This window comes from Streptomyces filipinensis (genome assembly GCF_014649495.1).
GTDB lineage: Bacteria > Actinomycetota > Actinomycetes > Streptomycetales > Streptomycetaceae > Streptomyces > Streptomyces filipinensis.
The window spans coordinates 228772-248016 of record NZ_BMTD01000010.1 but is presented as its reverse complement, the minus strand read 5'-3'; the positions used below and the strand labels follow the sequence as shown (position 1 = coordinate 248016).

General features: G+C 72.9%; 15 protein-coding genes. 8 read left to right on the top strand and 7 right to left on the bottom strand.

The features are described from left to right. Positions 1–15: 15 nt before the first annotated feature. Entirely contained in the window at positions 16–1296 is a 1281-nt protein-coding gene (locus tag IE244_RS23145) for an MFS transporter (protein ID WP_191875470.1), read from the top strand. A gap of 61 nt (positions 1297–1357) precedes the next feature. On the opposite strand, the gene IE244_RS23140 is transcribed toward IE244_RS23145, so the two are convergent. Further along, positions 1358–2212 (bottom strand): GNAT family N-acetyltransferase, encoded by an 855-nt coding sequence (locus IE244_RS23140; protein ID WP_191875469.1) that lies wholly within the window; start codon positions 2210–2212, stop codon positions 1358–1360. A gap of 138 nt (positions 2213–2350) precedes the next feature. On the opposite strand from IE244_RS23140, the gene IE244_RS23135 reads away from it, so the two are divergent. Next, positions 2351–3313 (top strand): SDR family NAD(P)-dependent oxidoreductase, encoded by a 963-nt coding sequence (locus IE244_RS23135; protein ID WP_191875468.1) that lies wholly within the window; start codon positions 2351–2353, stop codon positions 3311–3313. Positions 3314–3423: 110 nt separating this feature from the next. On the opposite strand, the gene IE244_RS23130 is transcribed toward IE244_RS23135, so the two are convergent. Beyond that, entirely contained in the window at positions 3424–4071 is a 648-nt protein-coding gene (locus IE244_RS23130; protein ID WP_191875467.1) for a response regulator, read from the bottom strand. Beyond that, a complete protein-coding gene (locus IE244_RS23125) occupies positions 4056–5279 on the bottom strand; it encodes a sensor histidine kinase (protein WP_229854290.1) in 1224 nt (407 codons plus the stop codon). Before IE244_RS23125 ends, IE244_RS23130 begins: the two co-directional genes overlap by 16 nt. Before the next feature lie 110 nt (positions 5280–5389). On the opposite strand from IE244_RS23125, the gene IE244_RS23120 reads away from it, so the two are divergent. After that, positions 5390–6157, top strand: coding sequence for an ABC transporter ATP-binding protein (locus IE244_RS23120; protein WP_191875466.1), 768 nt, complete (start codon positions 5390–5392; stop codon positions 6155–6157). Next, positions 6157–8580, top strand: coding sequence for an FtsX-like permease family protein (locus IE244_RS23115; RefSeq protein ID WP_191875465.1), 2424 nt, complete (start codon positions 6157–6159; stop codon positions 8578–8580). The genes IE244_RS23120 and IE244_RS23115 overlap by 1 nt, the downstream gene beginning before the upstream one ends. A gap of 96 nt (positions 8581–8676) precedes the next feature. Here the strand turns inward: IE244_RS23115 and IE244_RS43025 are convergent, their stop codons facing one another. Continuing rightward, positions 8677–9336, bottom strand: coding sequence for a chaplin (locus IE244_RS43025; protein ID WP_191875464.1), 660 nt, complete (start codon positions 9334–9336; stop codon positions 8677–8679). Positions 9337–9619: 283 nt separating this feature from the next. On the opposite strand from IE244_RS43025, the gene IE244_RS23105 reads away from it, so the two are divergent. After that, positions 9620–11230: an alpha/beta hydrolase gene (locus IE244_RS23105; RefSeq protein WP_191875463.1), complete on the top strand. Its 1611-nt coding sequence runs from the start codon at positions 9620–9622 to the stop codon at positions 11228–11230. Positions 11231–11360: 130 nt separating this feature from the next. Next, positions 11361–11885 (top strand): DUF4232 domain-containing protein, encoded by a 525-nt coding sequence (locus IE244_RS23100; protein ID WP_191875462.1) that lies wholly within the window; start codon positions 11361–11363, stop codon positions 11883–11885. Here the strand turns inward: IE244_RS23100 and asnB are convergent. Then, entirely contained in the window at positions 11878–13719 is a 1842-nt protein-coding gene (gene asnB, locus IE244_RS23095; RefSeq protein ID WP_191875461.1) for an asparagine synthase (glutamine-hydrolyzing), read from the bottom strand. The genes IE244_RS23100 and asnB overlap by 8 nt on opposite strands. 280 nt (positions 13720–13999) lie before the next feature. Further along, positions 14000–14779: an alpha/beta fold hydrolase gene (locus IE244_RS23090; RefSeq protein WP_191875460.1), complete on the bottom strand. Its 780-nt coding sequence runs from the start codon at positions 14777–14779 to the stop codon at positions 14000–14002. A 158-nt stretch (positions 14780–14937) separates the two neighbouring features. Here IE244_RS23090 and IE244_RS23085 point away from each other — a divergent pair, with 158 nt between their 5' ends. Together IE244_RS23085 and IE244_RS23080 are read left to right on the top strand one after the other, a co-directional pair. Beyond that, complete coding sequence (locus IE244_RS23085) at positions 14938–16032, top strand: baeRF3 domain-containing protein (protein ID WP_191875459.1); 1095 nt, start codon at positions 14938–14940, stop codon at positions 16030–16032. A 100-nt stretch (positions 16033–16132) separates the two neighbouring features. Beyond that, a complete protein-coding gene (locus IE244_RS23080; RefSeq protein ID WP_191875458.1) occupies positions 16133–17158 on the top strand; it encodes a Gfo/Idh/MocA family protein in 1026 nt (341 codons plus the stop codon). Here the strand turns inward: IE244_RS23080 and IE244_RS23075 are convergent. Next, positions 17148–19211, bottom strand: a complete 2064-nt coding sequence (locus IE244_RS23075) for a phosphocholine-specific phospholipase C (RefSeq protein ID WP_191875457.1) — start codon at positions 19209–19211, stop codon at positions 17148–17150. The two genes, IE244_RS23080 and IE244_RS23075, sit on opposite strands and share 11 nt — an antisense overlap. Positions 19212–19245: the final 34 nt, after the last annotated feature.

Genomic DNA, 19245 nt, shown 5'->3' with positions numbered 1-19245 from the left:
TCCGACCATGGTCGCATGACCGTGTCCTCCACGTCTTCCCAGGTCAAGGGCGTCCCGCTGCCGTGGTCGGGGCTGCTGGCCCTGTCCTGCGCCGCGTTCACCGCCGTCCTCACCGAACTCCTGCCGGCGGGCCTGCTGCCCGTGATGGCGCCCCCGCTCGGGGTCGCCGAGTCGCGGATCGGATTCCTCGTCACCGCCTACGCGGCGGCCTCCTTCCTGGCCGCCGTCCCGGTCACCTCGGCCCTGCGCGGGCTGCCCCGACGGCCCGTGCTGTGCGGTGCCCTGTTCGGCTTCGCCGTCAGCAACGCTCTGGTGGCGCTGTCGTCGTCGTATCCGCTCACGTTCGCGGCGCGGCTGCTGGCCGGCGCGATGGGCGGCACGCTGTGGGCGATGCTGGCGGGCTACGCGTCCCGGATGGTGCCGGCCGAACGGCGCGGGCGGGCCATCGCGATCGTGCTCGCCGGGATCACCCTGGCGCTGTCGCTCGGCGTGCCGGCCGGCACCGCGCTCGCCGGTGCGGTGGGGTGGCGGGCGGCCTTCGGCGCTCTGGCCGTGCTCGCCGTCCTGCTCGTGGCCTGGATACGACTGCGGGTGCCCGGCTTCCCCGGCGAACCCCCGCACGCGCGCGTGCCGCTCACCGGGGTCGCGCTCCGCCCCGGCATCCGCCCCGTGCTGTCGGTGACCCTGTTCCTGTTGCTGGGGCACCAGGCGCTGTACACCTACGTCGCCCCGTTCGCCCGGCATGCCGGGTTCGGCCGTACGGGACTCCTGCTCGCTGTCTTCGGGACGGCCACGGTGGCCGGGATCTGGGTGACCGGAACGCTGGTCGACCGGCATCCGCGGGCGACGCTGCTGTCGGCGCTCGCCCTGCTGGCCGGGGTGCTGCTGGTGCTGGGCCTGGGCGCGCGGACGCATGTGCCGCTGGTCGGGGCGGTGGCCCTGTGGGGTGCGGCCTTCGGCGGGGCGCCGACGCTGATCCAGACCGCGCTGGTGGACGCGTCGGGGCCGGCCGAGGCGGATGTGGCGACCTCGTTGCAGACGACGGTGTACAACGCGGGCATCGCCGCCGGCTCGCTCACCGGCGGGGTGGCGCTGGACGTCCTGGGCGCCGGGGCCCTGCCCTGGACCGCGCTGGTACCCGTGACCCTGGCGCTGGCGACGGTCGCGGCGGGCCGCAGGTACGCCTTCCCCGCCCGGCGGCACACCCACACCCCGCAGGCCGGGGCGCCGGCCGCGCCGGTGCACCAGCGCTCCGCTTGCGCTCCCGCGCCGTGCCGTCGGCCGTCCCGCCCGTGAGGCCGCGCGGGCCGGTGCCCGACGGTGCGCCGCGGTGCTGCCCGGCACGACGTGCCGAAGGTCAGCCCAGTTCGAGGGTGGTGACGCCGAACACGTGGTGCTGGGCGTGCGGGCGGACGGGGCCGGTGTACATGCGGGCGGTCTCGAACGAGGCCTGGAATCCCGCCGCTTCGGCGAGCGCGACGCCGGCCGCGTTCGGCTCGGGCACGTCGATGGCGACCTGGCGTCCGGCGACGTCGGCCGTGAGGGCGGCGAAGAGGGCGCGGGCGTCGTCGGCGGTGTCCGCGAAGAGGGGACCGATGCGCAGGGTGTCCCGGCCGGGGCGGAGCACGCCGTAGCCGGTGAGGCGTGCGCCGTCGTAGCGGACGAGGGCCTGGTGGCCGGGGCCGGTGAGCCACTCGGAGAGGAAGCGCGGACGGTCGGCCGGGTAGCGGGCGCTGTCGTAGGCGGTGATCGTGGCCAGGTCCGCGGGACCGGCCGGGCGGATCCCCGCGGGCGTCTCGCCCTGCGGCGCGGCGCCGGTGAACCGGATGGTGCGGTAGGCGAGTTCGAACCCGGACTGGCGGTAGTTGTCCTGCTGGGCGACGACGCCGTCCAGTCCGACGGTGCGCTCACCGGCATGGGCGAGGGCGGTCTTCCACGTGGTGAGGCCGTGGCCGTGGCCGCGCAGGTCGGGGCGGACCAGGTAGCAGCCCAGGAAGGAGTAGTCCGCGCCGTAGTTCACGACGGAGATGGCCGAGACCGGCTCGCCGTCGATGCGGCCGAGGAAGAACCCGCCGGGATCCTGCGCGAAGAACGCCGGCCCGTCGGACAGTCCGGGATTCCAGCCCTCCGCCGCCGCCCACCCGGCGATCACCGGCCAGTCGGCGAGGGTGGCCTGCGTGACGACGAGGTCGCGGGGGGCCGCAGAGGTCATCGTGTGCTCCGTTTTCCGTCGGGACCAGACTGCCGTGCCGCATCCTTCCGGATCTACGGGGGGCCGCGCCACGGGAAGATCAGCCGTTGCCCGTGCCGGGCTTGACTTCGAGCGCACTCGAATCCGTAGCGTTCGGAGATGAGCACCGCACAGCACAAGACCGGTTCCGGTTTCGGCGCCACCAGCACCGCCGACGACGTCCTGCGGGGCATCGACCTGACGGGAAGGCTCGCCCTCGTCACCGGCGGCTATTCGGGCATCGGTCTGGAGACCACCCGCTCGCTCGTCAGGGCCGGCGCCCGCGTCGTCGCGCCCGCCCGCCGCCCCGTCACGGCCGAGCAGGCGCTGGCCGGCGTCCCCGGCGTGGAGCTGGACGAGCTGGACCTCGGCGACCTGGAGAGCGTGCGCGGCTTCGCCGAGCGGTTCCTGGCGTCGGGACGGACCCTCGACATCGTGATCGGCAGCGCCGGGATCATGGCGTGCCCGGAGACCCGCGTGGGGCCCGGCTGGGAGGCCCAGTTCGCCACCAACCACCTCGGCCACTTCGCCCTGGTCAACCGTCTGTGGCCCGCCATCGCACCGGGTGGTGCCCGAGTCGTCTCCGTCTCCTCCCGCGGCCACCACTTCTCCGGCGTCCGCTGGGACGACGTCCACTGGCGGCGGAGCTACGACAAGTGGGAGGCCTACGGCCAGGCCAAGACCGCCAACGCCCTGTTCGCCGTTCAGCTCGACAAGCTCGGCCGCGACGCCGGCGTCCGCGCCTTCGCCCTGCACCCCGGCGGCATCCTCACACCGCTGCAACGGCACCTGCCCAGGGAGGAGATGATCGAGCGCGGCTGGATCGACGAAGAGGGCAACCCACTCAACCCCGAGGGCTTCAAGACCCCGCCGCAGGGGGCGGCCACCCAGGTGTGGGCGGCGACCTCGCCGCAGCTGGACGGGCTCGGGGGCGTCTATCTGGAGGACTGCGACATCGCCGAACGCGCACCGCGGGGCGACGAGCGCACCGGCGTCAAGGACTGGGCGATCGACCCCGAGCAGGCGGCCCGGCTGTGGAAGCTGTCGGCGGAGCTGACGGGCGTCGACGCGTTCGCCGCGTAGCAGCCGCGCAGCGGGACCCGGGCCGGGTCCGGCCGAGCGTATCGCCGCGCGCACCGTCGGGCGCCCGGTCACCGCGCACACCGGGGCCGGGTCCCGGCGCAGCGGACGGCTCAGGCGCGGAGAAAGGCCAGAACCGCCAGGACGCGGCGGTGCCCGTCCGTGTCCACCGGGAGATCGAGCTTGCTGAAGATGTTGCCGATGTGTTTGTTCACCGCGGCCTCGCTGACGAACAGGTGAGCCGCCATGTTGGCGTTGGAGCGCCCCTCGGCCATGAGGCCGAGCACCTCCTTCTCCCGGGCGCTGAGGCGCTCCAGCGGATCCGGGCGCAGCCGGACGAGCTGGTGGATCACCTCGGGGTCCACCACCGTCCCGCCGGCCGCCACCCGGTCCAGGGCGGTCATGAACTCGGCGACCGCGCCCACCCGTTCCTTCAGCAGATAGCCGACCGCCGCACCTCCGCAGGAGTCGAGCAGCCGCACGGCGTACGACCGCTCGACGTACTGGCTGAGCACCAGCACCGGCAGCCCGGCGCGCTCCTCCCGCAGGGCGACAGCCGTACGCAGCCCGTCGTCGCCGTTGCCCGGCGGCATCCGCACATCGGTGATGACCAGGTCCGGGCGGTGGCGGTGCACGGCTTCGGCGAGGGCGTCGGCGTCACCGACGGCGGCGAGCGTCTCGTGGCCGAACCGCTGCAACAGGCCGACGAGCCCCTCGCGCAGCAGCACGGCGTCCTCGGCGACGATCACGCGAAGTGGCATGGGATCTCCACGTGCAGCAGGGTCGGACCGCCGACCGGACTGGACACCCGCATCCGGCCGTCCAGTGCGGTCAGCCGGTCCGCGAGCCCGGTCAGTCCGCTCCCGGCGTCCGGATCCGCGCCGCCGCGGCCGTCGTCGGTGATCTCCAGGACCAGCAGGTCCGAGTGGTAGCGGCCGTGCACCTCGGCACGCGTGGCGCCACTGTGCCGAGCGATGTTCGTCATGGCCTCGTTGATCAGGTAGTACACATGGGTCTCCAGGGGGCGCGGCAGCCGCCCCGGCAGTTCGAGATCGACCGCGACCGGGATGGGGAAGCGGCCGGCGTGGTCCTGGACGGCGGCGACCAGTCCGTGGTCGGCGAGCACCGGCGGGTGGAGCCCCCGGACGAGACTGCGCAACTCCTGGTGGGCCGCCGCCAGTTGCTCCTCGGCCGCGGTGAGCTGCGCCGCGAGCGGCGATCCGCCGGGGATGTCGAGACGCATCAGTCCGAGCGTCATTGCGAGTGACACCAGCCGCTGCTGCGCCCCGTCGTGCAGGTCCCGCTCGATGCGCCCGCGCTCGGCGTCGAAGGAGTCGATGAGCCGGATGCGCGAGGCCTGCACCTTACGCAGGGACTCACCGAGTTCGGCGTCCCGCGGAGCCAGGAAGGTCCGGGCGAGCGCGGCTCGCGCGCCGGCCCACGATGTGACGGTGTACGGCGAGGCCAGCAGCACGAGGGACGCGAAGACCGCCCATGGCCAGGTCGAGCCGTCCCGCAGCGACGTGAACAGCAGCGCGGGCAGGCCGAAACAGAACATCAGCACCAGCAGATCCAGCCACCACAGAGCCGCGGCGGAGATGAGTGTGAAAAGCAGCTCGCGCCAGGTGACCTGCTCCTGCAGCCGCGTCGAGACCCAGGCCCGCAGGCCCGGCTCCGCCGGCCGGCGGTGCGGGTCCGCCATCGGGTCCAGGTCGACCAGGCGCAGCCGCCGCCGTTCGACGGTCGCCACGCATATCGAGGACAGCACGGCCCCCATGAGCGGGGCCACACCGACCAGGACCACCAGCAGGACCAGACCCACCGCGAGGCCGGTGACGAAGACGGCCACGGCAGCCGCGCCGACCACGACACCGGTCGCCAGATAGGCCAGCGAGCGCCATGGCCAGCTGGAGGTCAGAAAGCTCAGGGGCCGCTGAGCCATGGCCTGCCAGGCCGTTCTGGGACGCATGTGACCACGGTATCCCGGCCGTCCGTCCAACTACGGTGGAGCTGGCTCTACTTGCAAAGTGGTGCGCAGGTCAGTGCGGTGACGCGGGCGCCTCCGGTGCACTCGTCACCATGACAACCACCAGGCAGGAGCCCGCGTCAGACGCGGTTCGGCTCACCACCGTCCACAAGGAGTACGGAGTCGGCGACCACGCCGTGACCGCACTGGACGGCGTTTCCATCGGCTTTCCCCGAGGGACGTTCACCGCCATCATGGGCCCGTCCGGCTCCGGGAAGTCCACACTGCTGCAGTGCGCGGCCGGCCTGGACCGGCCCACCGGCGGCCGTGTGCTGGTGGCCGGTGCCGACATCGGGCAGATGAACGAACGGCAGCGCACGATCTTGCGGCGCGACCACATCGGCTTCGTCTTCCAGGCCTACAACCTCGTGGAGTCCCTGACCGCGGCGCAGAACGTCGAACTGCCGTCCCGTTTCGCCGGGCGCCGGGTCAGCCGCGGGCAGGTCGCCGACGCCCTCGCCGCGGTCGGCCTGGCGGACCGCGCCGGCCACCGCCCCGGCGAGCTGTCCGGTGGACAGCAGCAGCGGGTGGCTCTCGCCCGGGCGCTGGTGACCCGGCCGGACGTCCTGTTCGCCGACGAACCCACCGGCGCCCTGGACACGGTCACCTCGCGCGAGGTGCTGCGGACGATGCGCGGGCTGGTCGACGAGGAAGGCCAGACCACCCTCATGGTCACCCACGACCCGGTCGCCGCCGCGGCGGCCGACGTCGTCGTCTTCCTCAAGGACGGTCGCATCACGGACCGGATGAGCCTCGGGCGCCGTTCGGGCAACCGTGACGCCGCCTCGATCGCCGCCCACATGGCCCGGCTGGAGGCGTGATGCTCGTCCTCGCCAACGTACGCGAACGCTGGAGCGGCTTCCTGGCGGCCTTCGCGGCCGTACTGGTGGGCGTGGCCCTCGTCACGACGACGCTGACCATCTACGAATCGTCCCTGCCCGAGGTCCGGTCCCGGCTGTCCGCCGCGGCCGTGATCGCCCTTCCCGAGCGGGCCGTGGACGAGGACGGCAGCCCCGAAGACCGGGTGCCGTGGAGCCGCGGCGAGGCACAGCCGATCACCGACGGGCTGCGCGAGGTGCCCGGGGTGGCCTCCGTGGTCGTCGACCGCTCCTTCTACGCCCAGGCCTTCCGGGGTGACGAACCGGTGCGGGACGAGGGCGCCGAGGAGGCCGGCCACGGCTGGTCGAGCGTGCGGCTGGCGCCGTACCGGCTGGTCTCCGGGCGAGCCCCGGCCTCGGACGGCGAGGTCGTGGTGGACCGCTCTCTCGGTGTGGCCGCGGGCAGCAGCATCACGGTGAACATCACCGCCGGACGCACCCGGTTCCGCGTCGCCGGCACCGTCGACGGGCCCGGCTACTACTTCACCGACGACTTCGCCGCGCACCAGCAGCCCGGCGTCACCGCCATCGCCCTCCTCACCGCCAAGGACGTCCCACTCGACACGGTCAAGGCCGGGGCCGAGGCCGTCGTCGGCGCCCAGGCCAGCGTCGTCACCGGCGACGGCCGCTCGGCACTCCAGCCGGCGTACGTGACCCACAAGAGGTTCCTGGGCACGCAGCTCATCGGCGCCATGGCCGCGCTCGGCCTGTTCACCACCGTCTTCCTGGTCGCCTCCCTGCTGGTGCTGGCCACCGGTCTGCGCCGGCGGGAACTCGCCCTGCTGCGGTTGATCGGCGCCACACCGCGTCAGGTGCGCGGCATGCTCCTCGGCGAGGCCCTGGTCATCGGTCTGCTCGGCTCGGTGGCCGGGTGCCTGGCGGGCATCGCGGCCGCGCCGCTGCTCCAGGGCATCCTGCGGGGGCTCGACGTCGCTCCGCCCGGGGTGACGCTGCGCGTCGCGCCGTGGCCGCTGTGCACGGCCGCCGCGACCGGCGTCGCCGTCAGTGTCGCCGGAGCCTGGGCGGCCGGCCGGACGGCGGCCGGGGTGGCGCCGACCGAGGCCCTTCTGGACAGCCGCGCCGGCGGAGGCGCCATGAGCCGCACGCGCTGGATCGCCGGTGCCGGCGTGCTCGGCATCGGTGTGGTGCTCGCGATCGTCACCGCCTCGGTGGCCGCCGACCGCCGGATCGACACGGCGATCCTCGCCACGATGGTGTTCATCGTGGCGGCCGCCCTGCTCGCGCCGGTGCTCGTCGGGCCGGTCGGAAGGCTGCTCACCAAGCCGTTCGAGCGGTCCGGTTCGGCCATCGCGCTGCTGGTCCGGGCGGAGCTGCACGCGCACCCGCGCCGGGCCGCCTCCCTCGCCGCCCCGGTGATCGCCGCCGTCGGCTTCGCCGTCGTGCTCAGCGGCATGGTGGAGACCATGCGCGTGGCCTACCCCGCGGGCGACGCCCTCCGGCTCCGCGGGCAGGTCATCGTGACGCCGGACGGCACGCCGGGCAACACCGACGAGGTGGTCGCCGCCAATCCGGTCGGCAAGGCCGCGGTGCCCACGCGCGCGTTCGTCCGTGACAAGGGCGGCCGGCGGTCCGTCATCGATGTGCTCGGCTCGCGCGACCCGCGCTGGGACAGGCCCGGCCAGGCGGTGCTCGGCGCGCGCATGGCGTCCTTCCTCGGCGTCCGGGCCGGCGACGAGCACGACGTGCGGTTCGCCGACGGGGCGACGGTCAGGCTGCGCATCGCGCGGGTCCTCCCGGACGCCCCCGCGCGCGGCGACTTCGTGGTCGCCCGGTCGCTGGTGCGCCGGCACGACCCGGCCGCGCTCACCGACGACATCTTCGTCCCCGCCGGCGCCAAGGCCACCGCCGTCCCCGGTTCGGCCGTGCACGACGCGATGCGGTACGCGCTCGACGACTACGACACCGACGCGAGGCTGACCGACAGCCTCGCCGCCCTGCTGATCGTCATCGCCGTCGGTTACAGCGGCATCGCGGTGGCCAACAGCACGGGCATGTCCGCGCACAGCCGCGGGCGCGACTTCCGGGTACTGGGGTCGGCCGGCGGCACGGTGGCGCAGTTGCTGGTCCTCTCGGTCGCCGAGAGCTCACTCGTCGCCACCGTCGGCGCGGCCCTGGGCGTCCTGGTCACCCTCGGGCCACTGGCCGGCATGGCGTCCGGACTCTCCCAGGCGACCTCCACCGACGTCCGCCTTCACCTGGACGTGGCGACGGTCGCTTCGGTGGCCGGCGGCTCGGTCCTCCTCTCCGTCGTCGCGAGCGTGGCGGTCACCTGGCGCGGCACGCGCCGGCGAACCGGTCACGCGGGGAAGGCGCCGGCACCGCCACGAACAGTCCGCACGGGGTGACGGCGGAGCGGTCCACCGCGCCTGGTGACACCACCGGGCCGTGGACGGACCGGACCCCACCGGGCCGACGTCCGGTGGGGTCTCGGAGGGTGCCGGTCAGCCGGTGTGACCGGAGCGGAAACGGCGGTACAGGGCCGTGCCCGCGAGGAGGAGCGTGGCGCTGCCGGCGACGGCGGGCGTCGTCACGTCCATTCCGGTGTGGGCCAGCACCGCCGACTGCGCGACGGGCTGCACGCGCGGGCCCGCACGGTGCTTCGCGCGCACCGGGGGCTTGGGAGCCGGGGTACGCGGGTGACGGGGGGTACCGGGCGCCTCACCGTTGACGGACCGGTTGCCCCCGGCCGGGTTGCCCACGCCGACCACGTTGACGCTGTTGCCGGTGACGTCGACCGGAAGGTCGACGGGGAGCTGGATGTCGTTGCCGGACACCACGCCGGGCGAGTCCTGCGCCCCGCCGTGCGCGGACGCCCCGCCCGACGCGGACTTCCCGGCCTTGGCGCCCCCGCGGTTCGCGCAGGCGTTGCCGGCCGCCGGGTTGAGCAGCCCCACCACGTTCACGGTGTTGCCGCACACGTTGACCGGCACGTGCACCGGAAGCTGGATGCCGTTGCCGGAGATCAGCCCGGGCGAGCCGGCCGCGGAGCCGTCGGCGCCGGCGCCATCGGCAGCGAAGGCGGCGGACACCGGCAGCGCCAGGGCCATCGCCCCGGAAGCGGCGACGACGGCGATCACACCGTTTCGGGTAGCCCGTCTCATAGTTCCCTGCCTTCCAGAGGTCGTAGCGGGCACTCACCCGCACCTCATAGAACGCAGAAGAACCATCCGAGTTATGGCTTATCGGTCTTTCACCCCGTCGAGCGACACTGTTATCGAACTGCATGTAAAGCCTCTCAATGATCTCCAACGGGCATGGAGGGCGCGAAGGGTACGGCACCGGGCGCCGCCCCGCTCGTCCGGAGGCGGCCCCTCCGGGGCCCGCTTATGGTGGGTCGAGGGCGCCGTCCCCCCGGTCCGCGACAGGCGTCCCGGGAGGCGATCGATGCTGGCCAAGCTGTCCAGACGGCCCGCCGCGCGGCGCTGCGCGGGCGCCGGAGCCCTCGCCCTGGCACTGCTCGGTGCCGGGCTGCCCCGAGCCGCTACCGACCGGCCGGAGCCGCAGCCCGACCTGTCCCGGTTCTACCGGCAGAAGGTGACCTGGGCGGCCTGCAAGGGCCCGGACATGCCGAAGGACCTCCAGTGCGCGAAGGTCACCGTCCCGCTCGACTACGCCCGGCCCCGCGCGGGCACCCTCGACGTGGCCCTGGCCCGCTATCGGGCGACCGGCGCGTCGCGGGGGTCGGTGCTGCTGAACTTCGGCGGCCCGGGAGGCGCGGGCATATCCGAACTCGCCTCCGGCGGCAAGGAGTTCATGGATCTGACCAACGGCTACGACGTGGTCACCTTCGACCCGCGCGGCGTCGGCCGGTCCTCCCCCGTCAGCTGCGGCGAGGGCGGCGACGAGGCCTCGGACGCGGCGGGCGACCGCGCCGACCTCGCCCATCCGCAGGCCCTGCTCACCAAGTTGCGGACGGCTGTCGGCGAGTGCGCCCGGAACTCCGGCCCGGTGCTGCGGCACATAGGCACCGTGAACGCCTCCCGCGACCTGGACGTCATCCGCCAGGCCCTCGGCGACAAGAAGCTCAACTACCTCGGCTTCTCCTACGGAACGCGGCTCGGCGCGGTGTACGCGGCACAGTTCCCGGACAAGGTCGGCCGGATCGCCCTGGACGGTGTGGACACCCTGACCGAGCCGCTGTCCGAACAGGGGGTGGCCGGCGCCCAGGGGGAGCAGACCGCGCTGGACGATTTCCTGGACTGGTGTACGACGGACGTCGCGTGTCCGTTCGGCCAGGACCGGCGGGCGGCCGAGGACCAGGTGGTCCGGCTCGTGCACTCGCTCGACAAGAACCCGGTACCGATGGACTTCGGCGGCACCTTCTCCGGGCAGGACCTGGTGGGCGCGATCGGCCAGGCGCTCTACAGCAAGCAGCTGTGGCCCGCCCTGGAGCGCGCCCTGGCCTCCCTGACGGAGGACGGTGACACGCGGGGCGTGCTGAACTTCGCCGACGGCGGCGCCGCGCCGCCCCGTGGGGGACGTCCGCAGGACGGCGGTCTGGTCGATCCGCAGAACGTCCCGTCGGACAACCTGGCGTCCGCGCTGATGGCGATCAACTGCGCGGACGACCCCGACCGGCCCGACGCGGCCCAGCTCACCAAGGACCTCAGGAGCCTTCGGTCCGCGTATGACGAGGCCTCGCCGGTCTTCGGCCGCTACCGGCTCACCCAGCTGCTCATGTGCTACGGCTGGCCCCAGGGCACCGACTTCATCCGCGACCGGGTGAAGGACGTCCACTCGGCGAAGATGCTGCTGGTGGGCACACGCGGCGACCCGGCGACGCCGTACCGGTGGACCGTGGAGACGGCGGCACGGCTCGGCCCGTCGGCCGTGGTCCTCGACAACAAGGGCGACGGCCACACCGGGTACGGCTCGTCCAAGTGCGTCCACCGGAAGGTCGACGACTTCCTCCTCTACGGCACCCTGCCCCCGAGCGGCAGCTCCTGCCCGGCGGACGGTGGGGAATGGAGCAGCACCCCGAACACCACCAACTGATGACAGTGCCGGCGCAACCGGGTCACAGGTGCGAATCCGGCACAACCTCCGGCGCATCCCGGCCGTCACACTGGGCAGGCGCGCTGAAGCCGCCGCATCCCGTACGTGACCACGACTGGGGGAGACCACCATGCGCATCCGCGCCGCCATCGCCGTGCCCGCCGCCTCGGCCGCCACGGCGGTCCTGCTGCTGACCGCGCCGCAGAGCCAGGCCGCCACGGGCCACGCCCAGCCCGTCCGCTGTGCCGAGAAGTCGCTGACGGTCCGGGCCAGGGCCGCGGCCGGCGACCCGACCGTGGTGCGCGTGAGCGTCACCCACCACGGGCTGCGCGCGTGCGTGGTGGACCGGGTGCCCACGGTGACCTTCGGGGATCTGGACGGCGCCGCCCTGCCGACGCCGCGGGGCGGAGCCGGCAGCTACCGGCTCGCGGCGGGCGGGACCGCCTACGCCGACATCCGGACCATCGGCGATCCGGCGGATCCCGAGGCCCGCCGGACGGACACCATCACCGTGGCCGCCTCGGCCGCGCACTGGGGCCGCTCCTTCACCGCCGCACGGCTCGGCACCGGGAAGCAGGTCCTGGTGTGGGAGCCGGTGACGACGTGGTGGCAGCCCACGGCGGCGGCCGCGGACCGGGCCATCGGGCTCAGCTGAGCGTCACCTCGGGCGTGTAGACCTCCAGCCAGCGGGCGAGGTCCAGGGCGCGCTCCAGGCCTCGCCGGGCCGCCTGGGTGCTGACCGGCGCCTCGCGTTCGGCGGCCTGGCGGAGCCGGTCGCGGTCGATCAGGTCGAAGACCCGGTGGGAGGGCCGGGAGAGCAGTTCCTTGGCCTGTTCCTGCAGGGCGCGGGCGTACCGCGGGTCCTGCGTGGACGGGTACGGGCTCTTGACCCGCTCGTACACCGAGCGCGGCAGGACGTCCGCGGCCGCTTCCCGGAGCAGGCTCTTCTCCCGGCCGTCGAAGGACTTCAGCGCCCAGGGGGCGTTGTAGACGTACTCGACCAGCCGGTGGTCGCAGAACGGGACCCGGACCTCCAGGCCGACGGCCATGCTCATCCGGTCCTTGCGGTCGAGCAGGGCGCGGACGAACCGGGTCAGGTGCAGATGACTCATCCGCCGCATCCGGTACTCGAAGTCGCTCTCGCCGTCCAGCCGGTCGATGGCGGCGACGGCGGTGTGGTAGCCGTCGGCGACGTAGCCGTCCAGGTCCAGGGTCTTGACGAGGTCGGCGCGCAGCACGTCGGCGTCCTCGCCGAAGTGCCGGCCGAAGCTGGCCAGCCAGGGGAAGGTGTCGGCGTGGCGCGCCTCCTCGTCGAAGAACTGCAGGTAGCCGCCGAAGACCTCGTCGGCGGACTCGCCGGACAGGGCCACCGTGGACTTCTCGCGGATGGCGCGGAAGAGCAGCAGCAGCGAGGCGTCCATGTCGCCGAACCCGGCCGGCAGGTCGCGGGCGCGGAGCACCTGTTCGCGTACGGCGGGGTCGGCGAGGGACTGCGCGTCGAGCACGATGTCCTGGTGGTGGGTGCCCGCGAGTTCGGCCACGTCGTGCACGAAGGGGGTGTCGGGGGTGCCGCGCAGTTCGTCGGCGACGAAGTTGTCGGTCTGGCCGACGAAGTCGACGGCGAAGCTGCGTACCTTCTCGCCCTGTTCGCCGAGCTGCCGGGCGGCGATCGCGGTCATGGCCGAGGAGTCGAGGCCGCCGGAGAGCAGGGTGCAGCGCGGGACGTCGGCGACCAGCTGGCGGCGCACGATGTCGTCGAGCAGCGAGCGCACGGTGGCGATGGTGGTGTCGCGGTCGTCGGTGTGCGGACGGGTCTCCAGCCGCCAGTAGACACGAGTGGACAGGCCGGAGCGGTCGACGGTGACGACGGTGCCGGGTTCCACCTCGCGCATGCCGTCCCAGATCGCGTGTCCGGGCGTCTTGACCAGGACGAACAGTTCCCGCAGCCCGTTCAGCGCGACCCGTCGGCGGGCCAGCGGGTTGGCGAGGATCGCCTTCGGCTCGGAGCCGAACAGGACGCCGTCGGGGGTCGGGTAGCAGTAGAACGGCTTGATGCCCATGCGGTCGCGGATCATCACGAGCTTGTCGTGACGGCCGTCCCAGACGGCGAACGCGTACATGCCGTTGAGCCGTTCGGCCACCGCGTCACCCCATTCGAGGTATCCGTGCAGGACGACCTCGGTGTCGGAGTCGGTGGTGAACCGGTGGCCGCGGGCCTGGAGTTCCCGGCGCAGTTCCGTGTAGTTGTACGCCTCCCCGGAGTACACCATGGCGATGGGCCCTTCGGGGGTGTCGAGGGCCATCGGCTGCCGGCCGCCGGGGAGATCGATGATCGCGAGCCGGCGGTGCCCCAGGGCGGCCGGGCCCTGCACCCAGGTGCCGCGGTCGTCCGGGCCGCGGCAGGCCATCGTCTCGGTCATCGCATGCAAAGTGGTGGCCTCGGTGGTCAGATCGCGGTCGAAGGAGACCCATCCGGTGATGCCGCACATGCGCTACCTCCTGCCTCCGGCGCGAGACCGCCTCCCCCTCACCTCAGCCTTCCCAGGTGACCCAGGGACCGGTCCGCAAAACCAGTTGTATCTAGCACCTATATGGTCAGCCTCCGCCGGTTGCCCGAGGCAGTCAACGCGGCCGTAACACCGGCGGCCACCCTCTCCCCCATGATTTCGGCCGTATTTTGCTCGCGTGAAATCCCGTGAAGCCCGCGCCACCGGGCCGGTGCCGTCAGGAACCGGCCACAGGCAAAAACTTCCCCAAGCGCCGCGGGGGTCAGGCCTTTTCCGTCACGAATCCATCCAGTAGGGCGGTCAGCTCGGCCGGCCTCTCCAGAGGCAGCTCATGGCCCGCGTCCAGGATGCGCACGACCGCGTCCGGGTAGGCCTTGGCCATCCGGAGCATCTGCCGCACCGGCAGCTGGACGTCGTGGTAGCCGTGCACCATCAGGGTGGGCGTCCGGATCTCGCCGGCCCGGTCGAGGACGTCGAAGGCGCGCATCGCGCCGTACAGGGTCATCACGACCTCGCGCGGGGTCGCGGCGGAGGCGCGGATGTGCGCGCGGATCTCCTCGCGCGGATAGCCGGGCGCGAAGGCGCGCTGGATGTTGGCGGCGACGAACAGCCGGTACGGCACGAAGGTGGAGGCGGCCATGAGCAGACCCCGGCCGCGGCTGTAGGTCATCCGGCCGATGGAGCCCACCAGCACCATCCGCCGCACCCGCTCGGGATGGGACAGGGCGATGGTCTGCGCGATCATGCCGCCCATCGAGTGGCCGACCAGCACGAACCGTTCGACCTCCAGGTGATCGAGGAGGGCGAGGACGTCCCGCGCCAGCTCCGCGATGGTGCACACGCCGGAACCGGTGCTCTCGCCGTGCCCGCGCAGGTCCAGCCGGATCACCCGGCGTCTGGGCGAGAAGTGCGCGACCTGGTGGTCCCAGCGGTGCCGGTCGGCCGTCCAGCCGTGGACGAACACCAGCGGCACCTCCGGTGCGTCACGGGGACCCTCGTCGTCGTACGTCAGAGCCGCTCCGTCGAGTTCGAGCTGCGGCATGTCAGGCCTCCAGGGTGCGCCACGATCCGGTTACTGGCCGGTACGGTAACGGTCCGCGGGCCGCCGCGTCACCGTGGCCCGGCAGAGAGACCCGACGGTGACCTTCGGTCCGGATTACCCCGAATGCCGTACATGTGAATCGGACCTATCGTGCTGTCATGGAGCACGCACTGAGTCCCGCGACCCTCGCCGAACTCCGGCGCCCGCGCCCGTATCCGGCGGTGTCGGTACTGACCCCGACGCACCGCCGCGAACCCGAGAACGGCCAGGATCCCGTCCGGCTGCGCAACGTGGTCACCGAGGCCCGCAGGCGCCTGGAGTCCGACCCCTCCGTCACCCGTGAGCGGCGCAACGACGTCGTCGCGCAGCTCGACCGGGCACTGACGGAAGTGGACCTGACGCATGCCGAGGACGGCCTGGTGATCTTCGCCGCTCCGGGCGAGCACCAGGTGTGGTCCCTGGCCCGCACCGTCCCCGAACGGGTGGTGCTCTCGGACACCTTCCTCACCCGCAACCTGGTCGCCGCGCAGGCCGCCGAGCGTCCCTTCTGGGTGCTGTCGGTCTCCGCGGACCACGTCACCCTGTGGAGCGGCGGCGAAGACCGCGTGGTGCAGGACCGCACGGGCGGCTTCCCGCTGGAGCGCAGACAGGAGAACTTCGACCCCGAGCGCCAGATGCGCACGGGCGGCCTGCCGAGCACGTTCAGCGACGAAGGCACCCGCCAGTTCCTGCGCGAGGCCGACACCGCCATGAGCACGGTCCTGCGCGACCAGCCCCGGCCCGTGTACGTCACCGGCGATCAGGCGGCGCTGTCCCTGCTGGACGAGGTCGGCAGTGTCGCGAAGGCCGCCGTCCACGTCCCGCACGGCGGCCTCGCGCACGCCGGTCCCGAGGCCGTGTGGCAGGCGCTGCGGCCGGTGCTGGAGGCGGAGGCCCGCAAGGACACCACGGGCATCGTCCGGGAACTGACCTCGGCCCGCGGTCACCGTACCTTCGCGGCCGGTCTCGACGAGCTGTGGCAGAGCGCCCGTGAGGGCCGGGTCCGGCTGCTCGCCGTGGAGGAGAACTTCCGGGCGGACGCCAGCGACCTAGGCGCGCATCTGGTGCCGGCCGAGTCCGGCGACCTCGACGCCCGCGAGGACATCGTGGACGAGATCGTCGAGCAGTGCCTGGAGACCGGCGCCGACGTCCGCTTCGTGCCCGACGGCACGCTGGGCGACGCGAACGGGATCGCCGGAGTGCTGCGGTACTGACACTCCCCCACCGGGTGCCTTCCCCCGGCAACGGCCCCCCGGCGGCGCTCCCTGCCCGGCGTACGCTACGGCGTGATCGTCGGCGTAAGGGAGCGCACGCATGGGTGACCTGCTGGGAGTGGCGGTACTGGGTGCCGGGCACATGGGAGCCGACCACATACGACGTCTCGGCCGCGTGGTGAGCGGAGCCAGGGTCGCGGCCGTGGCCGACCCCGCGGCCGAGCGGGCCGGGGAAGCGGTGGCCGGCCTCGACGGAGTCACCGTGCACACCGACCCGGTGGCCGCGCTCGACGCGCCCGGTGTCGACGCCGTCCTGATCGCCTCCCCCGGTCCCGCGCACGAGGAGGCCCTGCTCGCCGCCTTCGCCCGCGGGCTGCCGGTGCTGTGCGAGAAGCCCATGGTGCCCGACTCCACCGGCGCGCTGAGGGTCGTGGAGGCCGAGGCACGGCTGGGGCGCCGGCTGGCCCAGGTCGGCTTCATGCGCCGCTACGACTCCGAGTACCGCCGGCTGAAGGCCCTGCTGGACGGTGGCGGCCTGGGCCGGCCCCTGATGCTGCACTGCACCCACCGCAACGTCTCCTCCCCCGGCCACTTCAGCAGCGCCATGCTGATCAACAGTTCCGTCTCGCACGAGATCGACGCGGCGCGCTGGCTGCTCGGCCAGGAGCTGACGGCGGTGACCGTGCTGCGCCCGAGGCCCTCCGCGCACGCCCCCGAGGGCCTGCTCGACCCGCAGTTCGTGCTGTTCGAGACCGACGGGGGCGCGCTGGTCGACGTCGAGGTCTTCGTGAACTGCGGCTTCGGGTATCAGGTGCGCTGCGAGGCGGTGTGCGAGCGGGGCAGCGCGCGGATCGGCGACGAGCACACCATGGTGGTCACCACCGCGGGCGGCGCCCGGGAGGACGTGGCACAGGACTACCTCGTCCGCTTCGCCGGGGCCTACGACCGTGAGGTGCAGGCCTGGGTCGACGCCACCCGGCGCGGCGAGGTCACCGGTCCGAGCGTCTGGGACGGGTACGCGGCGTCCGTCGTCGCCGAGGCGGGGGTCCGGGCGCTGGAGACCGGCGGCCGGGTGGCCGTCGGCCTCGCCCCGCGCCCGGACCTGTACGCCGGGGTCAGCCGCTGACGCTGGGCGCGCCCGTCTCCAGGTGCCCGGTGAACCTGCGCGACCAGGTCGCGTCGGAGTCGACCGTCACGGTGAAGTCGTACCAGCCGTTCTGGTACGCCACCGCGTTGAAGAAGTCCTCCGTCGAGGCGCCCGGGGCGACGGTGTAGGTCCAGGGGCCGTCGCTGCGGTAGTGGTCGGAGGTGATGGTGAACCTCACGGACGCCGTGCCCGAGTTGGCCATCTTGAAATAGACGGCGAGCTTGCCCGTGCCCGGCTCGACCGCGTACCGGGTGCTCACCTCCGCCGACTTGCCGGCCTTGGTCGCGTCGCCCTGGAAGCGGCGCAGGAAGCGGTTGGGCCCGACCATGGTGAGGTCGTACGCGCCGTCGCCGTAGCCCGTTCCGATGCTGAACGAGTCGGTGGCGGTGCCGCCGGCGTCGACCGTGTACTGCCAGGGCGTGGTGTCGCGGTAGGCGTGGGGATGGATGGAGAAGTGGGCGGCGCGGGCGGCCGGGCCGCCCTGGTTGGTCATGGTGAACCAGGCGAGGATCTTGCCGGCGGCGCCGAACTCCAGGTGGTCCAGGTAGCCGTTCGGCTGGTAGGGCAGCGCGCGGGCCGGGCGCGTGCCGGGTTCCTGGGAGGGCAGGGCGTTGTCCGTCGGCACCGGGTTGGGCAGCGGGCCGCAGGTGCTCATCCCGATGACGCTGGTCGCGGGCAGGGAGACCGGGCCGTGGACCGGGTGGGCGAAGTCGAAGACGCCGGTGAGGTCGCCGCTGACCTTGCGCCGCCAGTCGCTGATGTCGGGGCACTTGGCGGGCTTGCCCAGGGCGGCGGTCCAGGTCTCCAGGAAACGCAGCACCGAGGTGTGCTCGAAGACCTCCGAGGAGACCCAGCCGCCGCGCGTCCAGGGCGAGACGACGATCATCGGGACCCGGAAGCCGAAGCCGTACGGCACCCCGCCCAGGAACTCGCCCGCCGTTCCGGCGGGCGGTACCGGCGGGGGCACATGGTCGAAGTAGCCGTCGTTCTCGTCGTAGTTGAGGAAGAGGACGGTGGAGTCGAAGACGTCCTGGTCGGCGGCGAGGGCCTGGTAGACGAGGCTGATGAAGTGGGCGCCGTCGCCGGGCGGGGCGTAGGGGTGCTCGGAGAAGGCCTGGTTGGGGACGACCCAGGAGACCTGCGGGAGAGTGCCCGCGACGACGTCGGCCTTGATCGCCGCGGCGATGTCGTCGGGGGTCGAGCCGGTCGCCTTCGGCACCGAGGACATGCCGCGGTCGTACAGCGGGTCGCCCGCCTTGGCGTTCGCGAAGTTCTTGAAGTAGGCGCAGCCGTTGTCACCGTAGTTGTCGGCCGCGTTCTGGTAGACCTTCCAGCTCACCCCGGCGGCCTGCAGTGCCTCGGCGTAGTTCTGCCAGGTCAGGCCGGACTCGTCGCCGCCGTCGTAGGAGGAGGAGTCGACCTTGCCGCTCCACAGGTAGGTGCGGTTGGGGCCGGTCGCGCTGAGCGCGGAGCAGAAGTAGGCGTCGCAGACGGTGTAGTTGTCGGCGAGCGCGTAGTGGAAGGGGATGTCGGAGCGGTCCAGGTAGCCGAGCGAGCGGACGTTGCCGACACCCGCGACCCAGTTGTCCATGCGGCCCTTGTTCCAGGCGGAGTGCTGTGAGGACCAGGAGTGGGGCAGGTCGCCGTTGCACTGGGCCAGGGTCTCGCCGTCCTTGCCGCCGGCGGAGGGCGTCGCGCTGAGCTTCCACGGGTACTGGCGGCCCGTCCCGTTCGGCTGGTTGAAGACCGGGGAGCCGCCGCTGAGGGTGATGCCGCTGCGGTCGTCGAAGCCGCGCACACCCTTCAGACGGCCGAAGTAGTGGTCGAAGCTGCGGTTCTCCTGCATGAGGATCACCACGTGTTGCACATCCCTGATCGTGCCGGTCGCCGTGGTCGCGGCGGCCGCCGTGATGGGGGTACCTCCCAGAGCGAGCGCATCCGAGCTCCGGGGGAGTGTGCCGGCGCCCAGCGCCACACCCGCCGTCACGGACGCGCCGAGCCCCACGAAGCCTCTTCGGCTGATCGGTGTCATTGGCCCCGTCCTCGTCACCGGAGTGCCCCTGCGG

Excerpts from the sequence above, each read along its gene's own strand:
- IE244_RS23145 (WP_191875470.1), top strand. The coding sequence starts at position 16 with ATGACCGTGTCCTCCACGTCTTCCCAGGTCAAGGGCGTCCCGCTGCCG.
- IE244_RS23140 (WP_191875469.1), bottom strand. The coding sequence starts at position 2,212 with ATGACCTCTGCGGCCCCCCGCGACCTCGTCGTCACGCAGGCCACCCTC.
- IE244_RS23135 (WP_191875468.1), top strand. The coding sequence starts at position 2,351 with ATGAGCACCGCACAGCACAAGACCGGTTCCGGTTTCGGCGCCACCAGC.
- IE244_RS23130 (WP_191875467.1), bottom strand. The coding sequence starts at position 4,071 with ATGCCACTTCGCGTGATCGTCGCCGAGGACGCCGTGCTGCTGCGCGAG.
- IE244_RS23125 (WP_229854290.1), bottom strand. The coding sequence starts at position 5,279 with ATGCGTCCCAGAACGGCCTGGCAGGCCATGGCTCAGCGGCCCCTGAGC.
- IE244_RS23120 (WP_191875466.1), top strand. The coding sequence starts at position 5,390 with ATGACAACCACCAGGCAGGAGCCCGCGTCAGACGCGGTTCGGCTCACC.
- IE244_RS23115 (WP_191875465.1), top strand. The coding sequence starts at position 6,157 with ATGCTCGTCCTCGCCAACGTACGCGAACGCTGGAGCGGCTTCCTGGCG.
- IE244_RS43025 (WP_191875464.1), bottom strand. The coding sequence starts at position 9,336 with ATGAGACGGGCTACCCGAAACGGTGTGATCGCCGTCGTCGCCGCTTCC.
- IE244_RS23105 (WP_191875463.1), top strand. The coding sequence starts at position 9,620 with ATGCTGGCCAAGCTGTCCAGACGGCCCGCCGCGCGGCGCTGCGCGGGC.
- IE244_RS23100 (WP_191875462.1), top strand. The coding sequence starts at position 11,361 with ATGCGCATCCGCGCCGCCATCGCCGTGCCCGCCGCCTCGGCCGCCACG.
- asnB (WP_191875461.1), bottom strand. The coding sequence starts at position 13,719 with ATGTGCGGCATCACCGGATGGGTCTCCTTCGACCGCGATCTGACCACC.
- IE244_RS23090 (WP_191875460.1), bottom strand. The coding sequence starts at position 14,779 with ATGCCGCAGCTCGAACTCGACGGAGCGGCTCTGACGTACGACGACGAG.
- IE244_RS23085 (WP_191875459.1), top strand. The coding sequence starts at position 14,938 with ATGGAGCACGCACTGAGTCCCGCGACCCTCGCCGAACTCCGGCGCCCG.
- IE244_RS23080 (WP_191875458.1), top strand. The coding sequence starts at position 16,133 with ATGGGTGACCTGCTGGGAGTGGCGGTACTGGGTGCCGGGCACATGGGA.
- IE244_RS23075 (WP_191875457.1), bottom strand. The coding sequence starts at position 19,211 with ATGACACCGATCAGCCGAAGAGGCTTCGTGGGGCTCGGCGCGTCCGTG.